This window comes from Actinoallomurus iriomotensis (assembly GCF_030269445.1).
In the GTDB taxonomy this organism is placed as follows: domain Bacteria; phylum Actinomycetota; class Actinomycetes; order Streptosporangiales; family Streptosporangiaceae; genus Actinoallomurus; species Actinoallomurus iriomotensis.
This window is the reverse complement of record NZ_BSTJ01000015.1, coordinates 216,574-232,086: the sequence shown is the minus strand read 5'-3', so window position 1 is coordinate 232,086 and position 15,513 is coordinate 216,574. Positions and strand designations below refer to the sequence as shown.

Here is a 15,513-nt window from a genome sequence, read left to right as displayed (position 1 = left end):
GGCGAGCATGCCTCGCCGCCCCCGCCCGGCCGGGCGGGCAGGACCACCGACGCCGAGCGCGATCGCCGGCCCTGCGGGCACGTCGCGGCGGCGACCCGCCGCCCGCGCCGTCCGGGGCCCGATCCGCGTTGTCCACAGGCCCCGCGCCGGTCTTCCGCCCGGAGACTTCGGCGTTTGACAATGGAAGTGGGCTGGCCCCCCAGGGCGGGCGGGGACCCCTGGGCACCCCTGGGCGGGGGCCCCTGGGCGGGGACCCTCGGGCGGGGACCCTCGGGCGGGCCCCTCGGCCGGAAGCTTTGAGACAGGGTCTACGTGCAGCGGTGGCCGGCCCACAGGTCCGGCCACATGCTGTCCTGGTCGCAGGCGTCGGGGCTCTTCGGCGTACGCGGGCGGCGTGGCCGTGGTCCCCGTGCCGGTTCCGGCTCGTGTGGGAAGCGTTCGCGGACGCGGTGGGCCAGGTCGCCGGCCTCGGGTGGGCGGGCGGGTGCGGTCAGGTCCGACCGGCTCGGCGCTCGGTTGATCGCGGATTCGACCCGTTCGCCGAGCCGCCGCAGGTCCTCCGGGCTCGCGTGTTCGGCGAGGCGGGGGAGCAGCGCGTGCTGTTCCTCCCGCATGTGCTCGTGCACCTCGTCCATGAGCCGCCGGGTCAGCGAGGCGAAGACGCGGTCGGCGGCGGCGGATCGCCGGAGCTCCTCCAGGAGCCGTTCGACCTGCGCGTTTTCCGAGGCGTACTTGTCGGCGACCCGGTCGCCGTCCGGCAGGTGCCGGCGCACCGCCGGGTACAGGTGCGTCTCCTCGACGACCGCGTGCCAGACGAGTTCGATCGTGACGTCGTCGAGGATGCGGCGGCGCTCGCCGAGGTCCCGTGCGGCGGTCAGTTCGCCGAGCAGGTCCTCCAGCTCCCGTTGGTCATGGGTCAGTATGTCGATCAGATCGTGCGCGTTCTTCGTCATCAAGGCCCCCCGTCCGTGACGACCAGCGAACCGTGTTGTCTGGTTCTCTACCCCCGCTACTCACGTCACACAGGTCAAAACACACGGTTATCGCGCGAAACGGCTCGCGGGATCGGCCGAGCACAGCCCGCCCCCCAGGCGGAACCTCCTCGTCACGACTTGGCACCACCATCTCCCGGTCGCGGTTCCCGGTCAACCCGCTGACCTGGGTAAAGACGCCGGTCGCGCACGGTCAGGCGGCGGACGTGGCCAGCCGGGCGCCGGCGCGGAGCCGCAGTTCCTCCAGCGTCTCCGCCTGCCGCTTCGCCCGGCGGAGGAGATCGTCGAGGCGTTCGGGGTCGAGCCGGTCGTCGTGGTCGGCCAGGGTCCGCAGCACCCGCCAGCAGGCGGACTTGCCGACCACGCCGAGGGTCATGGCCTCCAGCTCCTCCAGGCTGCTGAGCGGCGAGCGTTCCAGCAGCCGCCCGTTGGGCTTGAACCGGCCGGCCTTCTCGGCCGCCCAGCCCAGCAGGACCTTGTACTGCCGGACCGGAACCTCCAGGGCCGCCATCAGCTCGATCAGCGCGGCCCGGTCCTCGCGGATCTCCGTGGAGAGGCGTTCGAGGACGGCGCCGTCCTCCGAGTCCCGGTGTGCCGACGCCAGCCGTGCGGACAGCTCACTGCCGAGTGTCGCCCCGGCCAGATGGTCGTTGAGGTAGACGCCGAGCAGTCCGGGATCGGCCTCCGCCGTCCGTCCGGTCTGCTTCGAGTCGCTGTCCATGATTCCTCCCGTAGTGGCCCGGTGCGCTTCAGGCCGGGACCTACCCGCGGGTGCTTCCGCCTACCGCGACGGCTGACGCAGCGCCTATCCCCCGGGTACACGCGGTGCATAGAGCCGGTAGAAGAGCGGCTCACCGAGGGAAAGCGGCGTTTGCCGTGAGCGCGGCGCGGGCAGCCGAGTGGTGCGGGTCACCGGGCCGGACAAGCCAAGAATGAGCCGAAAAGGAGGTGGCGTGGGCCGCCTCACCGTCGTGGTCATCACCCGGAACCGGCGGGCCGGCCTGCTGGACACCCTGGCTCGGATCGAGGCGCTGCCCGAGCGCCCGGTCGTCGTGGTGGTCGACAACGGCTCGGACGACGGCACCACCGCGGCCGTCCGGGCGGCGCATCCGGACGTCCGCCTGGTGCCCCTCGGCCGTAACCACGGCGCCGCCGCGCGCGACATCGGCGTCCATCTCTCCCGTACGCCGTACGTCGCCTTCAGCGACGACGACTCGTGGTGGGAGCCGGGCGCCCTGGCCCGCGCCGCCGCGCTGTTCGACGCCCACTCGCGTCTCGGGCTGGTCGCGGCGCGGGTGCTCGTCGGCGAGGAGCGCCGCCCCGACCCGATCAACGCGGCGATGGCCGCCTCACCCCTGCCCGCCGAGCCCGGGCTGCCCGGCCCTCCGGTGCTGGGGTTCCTCGGGTGCGCCGCGATCGTCCGTCGCCGGGCGTTCCTCGACGCCGGAGGTTTCAGCCTGCTGCTGTTCTTCGTGGGGGAGGAGCGCCTGCTCGCCTACGACCTGGCGGCCGCCGGCTGGGCCCGGTGCTACGTGCCCGAGATCGTCGCGGTGCACCATCCGTCACCGCACCGTCCCGTCGCCCGCGACCGGCGCCGTGCGGAGCTGCGCAACATCGTGCTGACCGCCTGGATGCGCCGTCCCGCGCCGGTCGCCCTGGCCGAGACCGCGCGGATGGGCCTGGCGGCGGTGCGCGACGGCGACGCCCGCGCCGCGCTGGTGGCCGCCGCGCTGCGCCTGCCGGCCGCGCTGCGCCGGCGCCGGCCCGTGCCCGCATCGGTCGAGAGCGCCATTCGCCTGCTGATCGAGGAATGGCCGGACCGGTAAAACCCGCCTAAAGGGTCATCGATCGAATAATTACCTTTCCGGCGTGTATTGATCATGCTCGGACAAGTGGGGTTTCGGGGGTTGTTATCCGGTAATTGTGTCAATACGGCCGCCTGATAAAGGAGTGACTCATGAAGATCGAAATGGTCTCGGAGCACGCGAGCCCGCTCGCGCGGGTGGGCGGTCCGGACGCGGGCGGCCAGAACGTCCACGTCGGCGCGCTGGCCGTGGCGCTGGCCCGACGCGGCCACGAAGTGGTCGTTCTCACGCGTCGTGACGACGCGCACCGCCCGACCGTGGTGCCGTTCGCGCCCGGGGTCACGGTCGAGCACGTCCCGGCGGGGCCACCCCGCCGGGTGCCCAAGGACCGGCTGCTGGCCTATATGCACGACTTCGCCGCCGCCCTTTCGCGGCGGTGGCTGGTCCGTCCGCCGGACGTCGTGCACGCGCATTTCTGGATGAGCGGGCTCGCCGCCCTCGACGGCGCGCGGGGCCGCGGAATTCCGGTCGTACAGACCTTTCACGCCCTCGGCAGCGTCAAACGCCGGCACCAGAGAGAGGCCGACACCAGCCCGGAGAGCCGGATCCACCTGGAGCGGCGGATCGCCTGCGAGGCGGATGCGATCATCGCGACCTGCACCGACGAGGTGCGGGAGCTCACCGCGTACGGAGCGCCGCCCGGCCGGGTCTTCGTGGTGCCCTGCGGTGTGGACACCACGTGCTTCCGCCCGGACGGCCCGTCGGACGCGCGCGACGGGCGGTTCCGCGTCGTGACGTTCGGCCGGCTGGTGCCGCGCAAGGGCGTCGACACGATCATCGAGGCGCTCGGCCGGGTGCCCGACGCGGAACTGCTCGTCGCCGGCGGCCCCGACCGCGGCTCCCTCTGCCGCGACGCGGAGGTGCGCCGGCTGGCGCGCGTCGCACGGGAGGAGCACGTCGCCGGCCGGGTGACGTTTCTCGGCCGGGTCGCGCACGATGACCTGCCGTCGCTGATCCGCTCCGCCGACGTGGCCGTGTCGGTGCCCTGGTACGAGCCGTTCGGGATCGCGCCGGTGGAGGCGATGGCCTGCGGCGTGCCCGTGGTCGTCTCGGCCGTGGGCGGGCACCTCGACACGGTCCTCGACGGAGTGACCGGCCTGCACGTGCCGGCCCGGCGGCCGGGCACGCTGGCCGCGCAGCTGCGCCGCCTGCTCGCCGATCCGGAGCTGCGCTGCTCCCTGGGCGCCGCGGCGGCCGAGCGCGTTCCCGCCCGCTATGGCTGGGAGCGGATCGCCGCCGAGACCGAGGCCGTCTACGAACGTCTGATCGCGGCCTCCGCCGCCCCGGTCGCCGTCGCGGACCGCGCATGAGCGCCCTGGTCTCCCACCTCGCGGCGCTGGAACAGGCCGTACGCCGGTTCGACGCGCACGCGGCGCACATCGAACAGTGGGGGCGGCGGCTCGCGTGCGTGCTGGAGTCCGGCGGACGGCTGCTCGCCTGCGGAAACGGCGGCAGCGCCGAGCAGGCGCAGCACCTCACCGCCGAACTCGTGGGCCGGTACGAGGACGAGCGCCCGCCGTACGCGGCCATCCCGCTGCACGCCGACCTGCCGGCCCTCACCGCCATCGTCAACGACTACGGGCCGCAGGAGATGTTCGCCCGGCAGGTACGCGCGCACGGCCGGCCCGGGGACGTGTTCATCGGGCTGTCGACCAGCGGCGAGAGCCGCAACGTCATCGCCGCCGCCGAGGCCGCCGCCGACCTCGGCATGCGCACCTGGGCGCTGACCGGCCCCGGGCCGAACACGCTCGCCGGCGTCTGCGACGACGCCGTCGCCGTCGACGCGCCGCGCACCGCGACCGTCCAGGAGATCCATCTCGCCGCCATCCACATGCTCTGCGCCTCCGTCGACGCGATCGTGTGCCGCCCGGACCGCGCCGCCGGAGAAGGCATGGCCTCATGACGGAGGAGACCCCGTGATGTCACGGGGCAGGCCACGGGGCGGGCCGCTGGTCGTGGTCGGCGACGCGCTCCTCGACATCGACGTCGAGGGGACCGCGGGACGGCTCTGCCCGGACGCGCCCGTCCCGGTCGTCGAGCGGACCCGCGAACATCGACGGGCCGGCGGCGCGGGCCTGGCCGCCCGGCTCGCCGCCGAGATCACCGGACGGGACGTCGTCCTCGTCACCGCCGTCGGCGACGACGAGGCCGGGCACCGCGTGGGCGCGCTCCTGGCGGCGTACGCCGACGTCGTCCGCCTGCCGATGGCCGGGACGACCAGCTGCAAGACCCGGATCCGCGCCGGGGGCCAGACCCTCGTGCGGATCGACGAGGGCGACGGCCGCGCGGCCGACGGACCGCTGCCGCCGCGAGCGGCTGAGGCCCTCGCGCGCGCCGGCGCCGTACTGGTCTCCGACTACGGGCGCGGCGTCGCCGCCCACTCCGGGATCCGCCGCCTGCTCGCCACCCTGCCCGACGGCGTGCCAGTGACGTGGGACCCGCATCCGGTCGGCCCGCGGCCCCCGCGCGGCACGCGCCTGGTCACGCCGAACCACGCCGAGGCACGCCGGTTCGCCGGGGGACCGGCGGCGGACGAACCGCTTCCGCAGGCCGCCGCCGACGCGGCCGCCCTCGTCGGCCGGTGGCGGGTGACCGGGGTCGCGGTGACGCTGGGCGAGCACGGCGCCCTTCTGTCGATGGGCGGGGCGGCGCCCCACGTCATCCCGGCTCCCGTCGTCGCCGGACCGCGCGCGGACGGGTGCGGGGCCGGCGACTGCTTCGCGGCGGCGGCCGCCCACGTACTGCACGACGGCGGCATGGTCACCGAGGCGGTCGCCGAGGCCGTACGGCGCGCGAGCGCCTTCGTCGCGGCGGGCGGAGCCGCCTCGCTCGGTGCGCCCGCCACCCCGCGGGACACCGCCGCCGTGGCGGCGGACGACGTGTGGGACCTGGTGCGGCGCACCCAGGCCTCGGGCGGCCGCGTGGTGGCCACCGGGGGATGCTTCGACCTGCTGCACGCCGGCCACGTCGGCCTGCTGCGGGAGGCCCGGCGGCTCGGCGACTGCCTCGTGGTCTGCGTCAACTCCGACGCCTCCGTACGGGCGCTCAAGGGCCCGGACCGCCCGCTCGTCCCGGCCGGCGATCGCGTGCGCGTGCTGGCGGCGCTGGAGTGCGTCGACGCCGTCGCCGTCTTCGACGAGCTCACGCCCGTCGCGCTGCTGGAACGCCTGCGGCCCGGCATCTGGGTCAAGGGCGCCGACTACGCAGGCATCGACCTCGCCGAGGCCGCGGTGGTACGCCGCCACGGGGGCGAGGTGGTGCTGCTGCCCTACCTCGACGGCCGTTCGACGAGCCGCCTGGTCGCGCGGGCCCGCGAGATCACGAGCGTTCTTCCCGGAGGTGATGGCCAATGATCGAACACGCGGTGGTCACCGGGGGCGCGGGCTTCCTCGGCTCCCACATCTGCGAGCGGCTGCTGGCGCAGGGTGCCGCGGTGACCTGCATGGACAACTTCCTCACCGGATCGCCGCGCAACGTCGCACACCTCCTCGGCGAGCCCGGATTCCGGCTCACCGAGTGCGACCTGACCGGCTTCGTGCACGTGTCCGGAGGCGTCGACCTCGTCCTGCACCTGGCGTCGGCGGCCTCACCGGTGGACTACCTCCGGCTGCCGATCGAGACGCTCAAGGTGGGCGGGCTCGGCACCCTGCACGCGCTGGGCCTCGCGCGGGAGAAGAACGCCAGGTTCGTCCTGGCCTCCACCAGCGAGGTGTACGGCGACCCGCTCCGGCACCCCCAGCGGGAGGACTACTGGGGCAACGTCAACCCGGTCGGGCCGCGCAGCGTGTACGACGAGGCGAAGCGCTACGCCGAGGCGCTGACGACCGCGTACCGCGTCAGCCGCGGCGTGAACACCGGCATCGTACGGATCTTCAACACCTACGGCCCGCGCATGCGACCGAACGACGGGCGGGCGATCCCGACGTTCGTCTGCCAGGCGCTCATGGGCCGCCCGCTGACGGTCGCGGGCGACGGCGGCCAGACCCGGTCGATCTGCTACGTCGACGACACGGTCGCCGGGATCCTCGCCATGGCCCTCGACGACTTCGCCGGTCCGGTCAACATCGGCAACCCGGAGGAGATGACCGTCCTGGACCTGGCCGTGACCATCCGCGACCTGGCCGGAAGCGAGTCGCCGATCACGTTCGTCGAGCGTCCGGCCGACGACCCGGCCGTACGGCGGCCCGACACGGCACTCGCACGCGAACGGCTGGGCTGGCGGCCCACGGTGCCGAGCGCGGACGGCCTGCGGCGGACCATCGACTGGTTCGCCCGCGAGCTGGACGTACGGGCGGCCGACGGCGCGATCACCACCTGACGGCGGCGTGACTGCGCGGCACCCACGTGCCAGCACCCTGGGGCTGGCCCCAGCAGAACCCGCCAGCTCACCGGATCGTCCCGGCGTACGCCGGAAACCTAGCGTCTTCTCTGTCTTCCTCGAACAGGAGAACAGTGAACACGCCACCCCAGCCCCGGACCGAGCCCGTGCCCGCCGTCGCGTTGCGTGGCGTGCGCAAGACCCACGGGCGTCACGCCTCGTCCGTCCAGGCGCTCGACTCCGTCGACCTCGACTTCTTCGCCGGCACGTTCACCGCGGTCATGGGTCCGTCCGGGTCCGGCAAGAGCACCCTGCTGCACTGCGCGGCGGGCCTGGACCGGCCCAGCGCCGGCACGGTGATGCTCGGGGGCACCGACCTGGCCGGGCTGTCGGAGACCGCGCTGACCCGGCAGCGCCGCACCCGCGTCGGCTTCGTCTTCCAGGCTTTCAACCTCGTTCCCGCGCTCACCGTGCGGGAGAACATCCTGCTGCCGTCGCGGCTGGCGCACGTACGGCCGGACCGGCGATGGCTGGCCGAGGTCGTGGAGCGGGTGGGCCTGCGGGACCGGCTGCGCCACCGGCCGGCCCAGCTGTCAGGCGGTGAGCAGCAGCGGGTCGCGATCGCCCGCGCCCTGTCCGTACGGCCGCAGGTGATCTTCTGCGACGAGCCGACGGGCGCGCTCGACACGACCACGGCGGCGCGCGTGCTGGCCCTGCTGCGCCAGGCGGTCGACGCCGACCGGCAGACCGTCGTCATGGTCACCCACGACCCGGTGGCGGCGTCGTACGCCGACCGTGTCGTGTTCCTGGCGGACGGGAGGATCGTCGACGATCTGGCGGCTCCGGGCGTGGACGCGATCGCCGAGCGCCTCGCGCACCTCGGGGCCGCGCGCGCCGGAGGCGAGGCGCCGTCATGGTGAGGATCGCCTGGCGGATGCTGACGCAGCGTCCCGCGAGCATGCTCGCGACCTTCCTGGCCCTGTGGTTCGCCGTCGTGATCGTGACGATGTGCGGCGCCATGCTCGAGTCCGGGGTGCGCTACAACGGCACGGTGGCGCGCTACGCCGCCGCGCCCGTTCTCGTCGCGGCCACCGACATCCAGGTGACCTTCGGCCCGCGGCAGGAGCCCGACACGGAGCACTACCCGCTGGCCGTGCGCGGGCGGCTGGACCCGTCGCTGCCCGCGCGGATCGCCGCGGCTCCGGGCGTGCGCGAGGCGGTCGCCGACGTCGCGCTGCCGGCCCGGCTCGACGCGGGCGGGCGTACCGCGCCCGTGGAGGCGCACCCCTGGTCGGCGGCGCGGCTCGCGCCGTTCACGCTCCGCGCCGGGGCCGCCCCGGCGGCCGGCCAGGTCGTGCTCGACCAGAGCCTCGCCGGCCGCATCGGCGCGCGGCCGGGTGCACGGGTACGGCTCGGGTTCGCCTCCGCCGCGCGCACCTACACCGTGGCGGGCGTCGCCGCGCCGGCCGGCACGGCGCCGGAGACGCCCACGGTCTTCCTCGACGACGCCGGGGCCCGCGCGCTCGCGGGCGGCGTCACGCAGGTCATCGGCGTGCTGCCGGATCCGGGCGTCGGGCCGAAGACCCTGGCCGGCGCCGTAGGCCGTGCGCTTCCGCCGGCACCGGCCCGCCTGACCGGCGCCTACCCGCACGTGTACTCCGGGGTCGGCCGCGGCACCGTCGAGTCGCCCGCCGTCGGCAACGGGCGTGAGTTCGCCATCTCCGTCTCGGGCGTGTTCGGAGGCTGCGCGCTGCTCATCGCCGTCCTCGTCATCGCCGGTACGGTCGGCCTGTCGGTCCGGCAACGCCACCGCGACATCGCCCTGCTCCGCGCGCTCGCGGCGACCCCGCGCCAGGTACGGCGGATGGTGGTGCGGGAGGCCATGGCCCTCGGGCTGCTCGCCGGCGCGCTGGGCGTGGGGCCCGGCCTGCTGTTCGCCGACCGGCTGCGCGACCAGTTCGTCGCGCGCGGCATGGTCCCCGAGACCTTCCGCACGCACCTCTCGTGGCTGCCGCCGCTCGTCGCCGCCGGATCCGCGCTGGTCATCGCGGTCGTCGCGGCATGGATGGCCAGCCTTCGCGCCAGCCGGATCCAGCCCACCGCGGCGCTCGCCGAGACCGCCGTCGAACGCGGCGGCGTCGGCCTGGTCCGGTCCGCGCTCGGCCTGGTCGCGCTGGCCGGCGGGATCACGTTGTGCGTGGTGTCCGGCTCCGTGTCGGGCGACAGTGCGGCCGGTACCTCGATCGGCACGGTGTTCACCCTGGTGGTGGCGGTCGCGCTGCTGAGCCCGCTGCTGATCCGCGCCGCCGCCGCGACGTTCGGCCGCCTGCTGCACCTGGCCGGCGCCACCGGCCGCCTCGCCAGAGCCACCACCGCCACCTCGGCGCGGCGGCTCTCGTCCGTGCTGAGCTGTCTCGTCCTCGCGGTCGGGCTCGGCGGCTCGCTGTGGTTCATGCAGACCTCCGAACTGCACGTCGCGAGCCGCCAGAGCCGGGCCGGGCTGGTGGCCGACCAGGTCGTCACGCCCGCCGCGCCCGGCCTGCGGCCCGAGGAGGCCGCGGCGATCCGGCGCATCGGCGGCGTGACCGCCGCCACCGGTGTCGTGCACGGCACGCTCTTCACCCGTCAGGGCGGCGGCATCACCGACCTCCCGGCGCAGGGCGTCGACACCGAAGGCCTCGACCGGACACTGGACCTGGACGTGACCCGCGGCGACCTGGCCGGCCTGCGGGGCGACGCGGTCGCCGTGGACGCCCTCACCGCCCAGTCGATGCACCTTCGCGTCGGCGGCCGCTTCCGCGGCTGGTTCGGCGACGGCACGCTGGTGACCCTCCGCGTCGTCGCGATCTACACGCGCGGCCTGGGGTTCGCCGCGCTGACCCTCCCGCACGACACGCTCGCCCCGCACACCGGCTCCGGGCTGGACGACGCGGTGTTCGTCGCCACCGCGGACCCGCACGCGACCGCGGCGCTCCGCGCCGAGCTCGACGCCGTGGCGCCGGGCTCCTCGGTCGTCAGCCGCGACGCCTTCCAGGTCGGCCTCGACCGGAACCTGGAGGAGAACGCCTGGACGAACAAGGTGGTCACCGCCGTCCTGCTGATCTACGTGGTGATCGCGGCGGTGAACACCCTGGCGATGTACGCGCTGGGCCGCCGCCGGGAGTTCGCGGTGCTGCGCCTGTCGGGCACGACGCGCACGCAGGTGCTGCGCATGGTCCGGCTGGAGCAGGTCCTGCTGCTGGGGCTGGCGCTGGTGCTCGGCGCCGCGATCGCCGCGGGCACCCTCATCCCCATGGTCCGGGGCATCACCGGCTCCGCGACGCCGTACATCCCGCCCGGCGGCTGGGTCGCGGTGCTCGGCGGTGTCGTGCTGATCGGCGTCGTGGCGACCCTCCTGCCGTCCCGGCGGGTCCTGCGGACCCGCCCCGTCGACGGCATCGGTCTTCGTGAGTAGGAGAGGAGCGCACGCCGTACGACCTCCGCATGAGCCGTCCCCCTCCCGGGGGACCTGGAAAGGGTCCCCGAGAGCGACGCGCCGAAGCGGTCCCCGTCCCTAACGTAGAAGCAGGTCATCCCAAGGAGGAATACGACATGAACGGTCTCCACCGCCCGCGCCAGGGTCGCGTCATCGGTGGCGTGTGCGCCGGGCTCGCCCGCCGGTTCGGACTCGGCGCCTGGACCGTACGGCTGCTGGCGATCATCTCCTGCGTGCTGCCCGGCCCGCAGTTCCTCGTCTACATCGCGCTGTGGATCATGATGCCCGACGAGCGCAGGCACGCCGCCTCGACGATGTGACGGCCCTCAGAGGCGCTCGACGGTGTCCGACGGCGGCAGCACGCCGCGCGTGTCCAGCACCAGCGGCGCACGCGTCGCGACCAGCGACAGGTCGAAGGACCGGTGCGGCTGGAGCAGGATCGCCAGGTCGGCGGCGTCGAGCGCCTCTTCCAGGTCGGGCACCCGCCGCACCGGCACCCCGCCGGCCGGCCAGTCGTCCATGAGCGGGTCATGGTAGCTCACCCTGGCCCGCGCGGCGTGCAGCCGCCGGGCGAGGGGCTCGGCCGGCGACTCGCGGCCGTCGGCGATGTCGGCCTTGTAGGTCACGCCGAGCAGCACGACCTCGGCGCCGTTGGCGCAGCGGCCGTGCCGGTGCAGCAGGCGCGTGGCCCGCTCGGCGACGTACGCCGGCATCCGGTCGTTGACCTGCTGGGCCAGCTCGGCGAACTGGAACCGGTGCCCGAGGCGCCGCACCCGGTGGGACAGGTAGCTCGGGTCGATCGGGATGCAGTGCCCGCCCACGCCGGGGCCGGGCCGGAACGGCTGGTAGCCGAACGGCTTGGTGGCCGCCGCCGTGATCGTGTCCCAGACGTCGATCGACAGCTCGTCGCACAGGACGGCGATCTCGTTGACGAGCGCGATGTTGACCTGGCGGTAGGTGTTCTCCAGCAGCTTGGCCATCTCCGCCTCGCGAGTGCCGCGCACCGGCACGACCTGCTCGACGAGCTTGCCGTAGAACGCCATGGCGCGGTCGAGGCACGAGCCCGTCACGCCGCCGACGATCTTCGGGGTGTTGCGCAGGTCGTAGACCGGGTTGCCGGGATCGATCCGCTCGGGGGAGTAGGCCAGGTGGAAGTCGATCCCCGCGGACAGGCCGCTCTTCTCCAGCAGCGGGCGCAGGACCTCTTCGGTCGTGCCCGGCCACGTGGTCGACTCCAGCACGACCAGGGTCCCCGGGCCGAGCCGGTCCGCGACCATGCGGCCGGCCCCGATCACCGCGCCCAGGTCCGGCCTGCGATCCTCGTCCAGCGGCGTGGGCACGCAGATCACCACCGTGTCGGCGGCGGCCAGCACACTGTCGTCCGACGTGGCCAGGAAGCCCTCGCCGAGCAGTGTCGTGACCTCGCCGTCGGAGATGTCGTCCACGTGCGAGATCCCGGAGTTGAGCCGGGCGATCCGGGCCGGGTCGACGTCGAGCCCGGCGACCCGCATCCCGCCCCGCACCGCCTCGCGGGCCAGCGGCATCCCCACGTAGCCCAGGCCGACGACGACCAGGTCCCATTCGACGAGCCGATCGCCTTGTGACCGATCCATGATGTCCCCCAGGTCCAGAGTGAGCGCGCAGGTCAGCGCGCGGCCGCGTACACCGGACGCCCGCGGAACCAGGCCACCGTCCGCCGGAGTCCCTCCTCCAGGGGCACGGCCGTGGCGCCGGGGAAGAGCCGCCGGAGCCGCTCGTCCGCGGCCTGAGAGTCGCGGACGTCGCCCGCGCGCGGCGGGCCGTGCCGCACCTCGACCGGCGTGCCGAGCACCCCGGACAGCCGGCGGGTCAGCTCCAGCACCGATACCCGGGTGCCGAACGCCAGGTTCACCGGTTCGTCGCTGGTGACCCGCCGCAGGACGGCGTCCGCGAGCACCTGCGTGACCGTCCCGACGAACGTGAAGTCGCGCGTCTGGTGGCCGTCCCCGTGGACGAGGAGCGGCTCGCCGCGCATCGCCGCGTCGACGAAGGCCGGCACCACGGCGGCGTACGCGTGCCCGGCCGGCTGCAGCGGGCCGTACACGTTGAAGAACCGGAAGGCCAGCGACGGCAGCCCGAAGCTCGCCCCGTACGCCAGGACGTACGCCTCGGCCGCGAGCTTGCTGGCCCCGTACGGGCTGAGCGGCCGCGTCGGCAGCCCTTCGTGCTTGGGCAGCGACGTGACCGAGCCGTACACCGAGGAAGACGAGGCCGCCACCACGTGGACCGTCTCGCGCCGGCACGCCTCAAGGACCCGGACCGTGCCGGTGGCGTTCACGTCGTGGCTGGCCACCGGGTCGGCGAGCGACCGGGGGACCGACGGGCGGGCGGCCAGGTGCACGACGGCGTCGGCGTCGGCCACGAGCCGGGCGAGCACGGCGGCGTCGAGGATGCTGCCCTCGACCAGTTCGGCGCCGGTGCCGTCGAGGTTGTCGGCGCGGCCGGTGCTCAGGTCGTCGAGCGCGACCACCCGGTCGACCTCGGGCCGCTCCACGAGCTCGCGGCACAGGTTGGCGCCGATGAAGCCGGCGCCCCCGGTGACAAGGACGTTCATCGGGCCTCCTCCTTCTGTCGTACGGGCCACCAGCCCCGTTCCTCGGCGATGGACCCGTAGATCCCGGTGATGTCGGCGACGAGCCGCTCGGCGCCGAACCGCTGGGTGGCCCACGCCCGCGCCCGGCGGCCCATCTCGCGGCGCCGGGGATCGTCCAGGAGCAGGCCCGCCGCCCGGCGGGCCAGCGTGCCCGCGTCGCACGGCGCGAGCAGACCCGTGACACCGTCGTGCACGACCTCCGCGACGCTGCCGACGCGGGTCGCCACGACCGGCAGGCCGGACAGGGCCGCCTCGATCAGCGAGACCGGCATCCCCTCGTTGTCGGAGGTGAGCAGGACCAGGTCGGCCGCGCCGTACACGGTCTCGACGTCACGCCGCCAGCCCACCATCCGCATCGCGCCGTCGAACTCCGGCGCGGCCGCGGCGACCTCGCCGGCGGCGTCGCCGCTCCCGCAGATCACGAACCGCACGCCGGGGACGAGCCGGCGCAGCTCCCGCGCGACCTCGACCAGCCGGTCCGGTCGTTTGACGCCGGTGAGGCGGCCCACGAACGCGACGACCGGCCCGTCGCCGGGCAACCCGAGAGCCAGGCGCGCGGCGGCGCGAGCGGGCGGCGGGCGGAGTTCGGTGCCGGGCGGCACGACGGCGTACTGCTCCGCCCGGCCGATGCCCGCCCCGATGAGCTCGTCGCGCACCCGCGTGCCGACGGCGACGAGACGGTCGCAGAGCCGGGCGGACATCCGCTCGCTGTGCACCACCAGCTGCGTCTTCGCGGGCGAGAAGTAGCCGTAGAGAAGGTGGCCGTGGTAGGTGTGCACGCGCGCCGGCACCCGGGCGAGGACGGCCGCCGTACGCCCGAGCAGCCCCGCCTTGGCCGTGTGCGTGTGCACGATGTGCGGGCGGAACCGCCGCATCTCGGCGACGAGCGAGGCGACCGCCCGCGCGTCGTCGGCCGGACGGATCGACCGGCCGAGCGTGGCGATCCGGTGCGGCGTGACGTCACGCGCGCGCAGCTCCAGATAGTCCGCCTCGCCCGGCTCGACGGTCCCGGTGTAGAGGCGCTGGTCGAACAGCTCCCGGTCCAGGCCGCGCATCAGGACGCTCGCCTGCAGCGCCGGCCCGCCGACGTTCATCCTCGCGATGATCCGCATCACCCGGATGCGCTCCCCGTCGATCATGAGCCCTCCTTCGTCGGGGGAGGGACCAGGGCGCCGTGCCTGTCGATTCGCTCGCTTCGCTCGTTCATGGTGACACCAGGTCCGCTCGTGGGGCCGCCTCGCGGCGCGCCTCGGTGATGGCGTCGTTCAGCACGTCGGCGAGCGTGTAGCGCGGCTGCCAGCCGGTGAGCGCGCGGAGCTTCGTCGTGTCGGGGACCCGACGCTGCATGTCCTCGAAGCCGGCCCCGTACGCCTCCTCGTAGGGGATCAGTTCGATCCGCGACCGGCTCTCACACCGGGCGATGATCGCTTCGGCGAGACGGCCGATGCTGATCTCCTCGGAGGATCCGATGTTGAACGTCTGGCCGACCGCCGCGTCGTCGTCGAGCAGCCGCAGCAGTGCGTCGACGACGTCGAGGACGTGCGCGAAGCAGCGGGTCTGCCGCCCGTCCCCGTAGACGGTCAGCGGCTCGTCCCGCAGGGCCTGCTGCACGAGCCGTGGGATGACCATCCCGTACGCCGGGCTCTGCCGCGCGCCGACCGTGTTGAACAGCCGGACGACGATCGTGGGCAGGCCGCGCTCGCGGTGGTAGCAGTTGGCGAGGATCTCATCGACGGCCTTGGCGGTGCTGTAGCCCCAGCGGACGATCGACGGGTCGCCCAAGATGCGGTCCGCGGTCTCCCGCAGCGGCCCGAGGGAGTTCTTCCCGTAGATCTCCGACGTGCTGGTCATGAGGATCTTGCGGCGGTACCGGTGGGCCGCCTCGACCACCACCTGCGAACCGCGGATGTTGGTGGTGAGCGACTTCAGCGGCTGTTCGACCACCAACCGGACGCCCACCGCCGCCGCCATGTGCACGACCACGTCGCACTGGTGCACCAGCTCGTCCACCACGAGTTCGTCGAGCACCGAGCCGTGCACGAAATGGAAGCGCGGAGACGCGCTCGCCTCTTCGAGATTGGCCAGCCGCCCCGTCTGCAAATTGTCCAGGACGACAACGGTGTCACCACGGGTTAATAGTGCATTAGCGAGATAAGAACCGATGAAACCGGCGCCGCCCGTCACCAAATAGCGCGTTCCAGTACTGTCCGCCATGACACGCCCTCTCGAAA

General features: G+C 74.0%; 14 protein-coding genes. 8 read left to right on the top strand and 6 right to left on the bottom strand.

All coding sequences use genetic code 11. The annotated features are described in order from the left end of the window. Positions 1-308 precede the first annotated feature (308 nt). Positions 309-953, bottom strand: coding sequence for a hemerythrin domain-containing protein (locus tag QSK37_RS44595; protein ID WP_285634003.1), 645 nt, complete (start codon positions 951-953; stop codon positions 309-311). Positions 954-1,185: 232 nt separating this feature from the next. Then, positions 1,186-1,713: a hypothetical protein gene (locus QSK37_RS44590; protein ID WP_285633997.1), complete on the bottom strand. Its 528-nt coding sequence runs from the start codon at positions 1,711-1,713 to the stop codon at positions 1,186-1,188. A 211-nt stretch (positions 1,714-1,924) separates the two neighbouring features. Between QSK37_RS44590 and QSK37_RS44585 the strand changes: the two genes are divergently transcribed. The 8 genes from QSK37_RS44585 to QSK37_RS44550 all read left to right on the top strand — a co-directional run bounded on the left by QSK37_RS44585 (position 1,925) and on the right by QSK37_RS44550 (position 10,970). Next, positions 1,925-2,818: a glycosyltransferase family 2 protein gene (locus QSK37_RS44585; RefSeq protein WP_432705660.1), complete on the top strand. Its 894-nt coding sequence runs from the start codon at positions 1,925-1,927 to the stop codon at positions 2,816-2,818. Between the two features lie 131 nt (positions 2,819-2,949). Next, on the top strand, positions 2,950-4,167 hold the full coding sequence (locus QSK37_RS44580; protein ID WP_285633991.1) for a glycosyltransferase: 1,218 nt from the start codon (positions 2,950-2,952) through the stop codon (positions 4,165-4,167). After that, entirely contained in the window at positions 4,164-4,760 is a 597-nt protein-coding gene (locus QSK37_RS44575) for a D-sedoheptulose-7-phosphate isomerase (protein ID WP_285633988.1), read from the top strand. Before QSK37_RS44580 ends, QSK37_RS44575 begins: the two co-directional genes overlap by 4 nt. Positions 4,761-4,776: 16 nt before the next feature. Further along, on the top strand, positions 4,777-6,210 hold the full coding sequence (gene rfaE2, locus QSK37_RS44570; protein ID WP_285633985.1) for a D-glycero-beta-D-manno-heptose 1-phosphate adenylyltransferase: 1,434 nt from the start codon (positions 4,777-4,779) through the stop codon (positions 6,208-6,210). Then, the gene (locus QSK37_RS44565; RefSeq protein ID WP_285633982.1) at positions 6,207-7,175 is read left to right on the top strand and encodes a UDP-glucuronic acid decarboxylase family protein; all 969 of its coding nucleotides are present in this window, start codon (positions 6,207-6,209) and stop codon (positions 7,173-7,175) included. Before rfaE2 ends, QSK37_RS44565 begins: the two co-directional genes overlap by 4 nt. A gap of 134 nt (positions 7,176-7,309) precedes the next feature. Next, entirely contained in the window at positions 7,310-8,095 is a 786-nt protein-coding gene (locus QSK37_RS44560) for an ABC transporter ATP-binding protein (RefSeq protein WP_285633979.1), read from the top strand. Beyond that, on the top strand, positions 8,089-10,629 hold the full coding sequence (locus tag QSK37_RS44555; protein WP_285633976.1) for an FtsX-like permease family protein: 2,541 nt from the start codon (positions 8,089-8,091) through the stop codon (positions 10,627-10,629). The genes QSK37_RS44560 and QSK37_RS44555 overlap by 7 nt, the downstream gene beginning before the upstream one ends. Before the next feature lie 137 nt (positions 10,630-10,766). Beyond that, positions 10,767-10,970, top strand: a complete 204-nt coding sequence (locus QSK37_RS44550) for a PspC domain-containing protein (protein ID WP_285573104.1) — start codon at positions 10,767-10,769, stop codon at positions 10,968-10,970. Between the two features lie 6 nt (positions 10,971-10,976). Here QSK37_RS44550 and QSK37_RS44545 read toward each other — a convergent pair whose 3' ends face one another. The 4 genes from QSK37_RS44545 to QSK37_RS44530 all read right to left on the bottom strand — a co-directional run bounded on the left by QSK37_RS44545 (position 10,977) and on the right by QSK37_RS44530 (position 15,496). After that, positions 10,977-12,263 (bottom strand): nucleotide sugar dehydrogenase, encoded by a 1,287-nt coding sequence (locus QSK37_RS44545; protein WP_285633972.1) that lies wholly within the window; start codon positions 12,261-12,263, stop codon positions 10,977-10,979. A 32-nt stretch (positions 12,264-12,295) separates the two neighbouring features. Then, positions 12,296-13,243: an NAD-dependent epimerase/dehydratase family protein gene (locus QSK37_RS44540; RefSeq protein WP_285633969.1), complete on the bottom strand. Its 948-nt coding sequence runs from the start codon at positions 13,241-13,243 to the stop codon at positions 12,296-12,298. Beyond that, positions 13,240-14,421, bottom strand: a complete 1,182-nt coding sequence (locus tag QSK37_RS44535) for a glycosyltransferase (RefSeq protein WP_285633966.1) — start codon at positions 14,419-14,421, stop codon at positions 13,240-13,242. Before QSK37_RS44535 ends, QSK37_RS44540 begins: the two co-directional genes overlap by 4 nt. Positions 14,422-14,485: 64 nt before the next feature. Next, complete coding sequence (locus QSK37_RS44530; RefSeq protein ID WP_285573117.1) at positions 14,486-15,496, bottom strand: NAD-dependent epimerase/dehydratase family protein; 1,011 nt, start codon at positions 15,494-15,496, stop codon at positions 14,486-14,488. Positions 15,497-15,513: the final 17 nt, after the last annotated feature.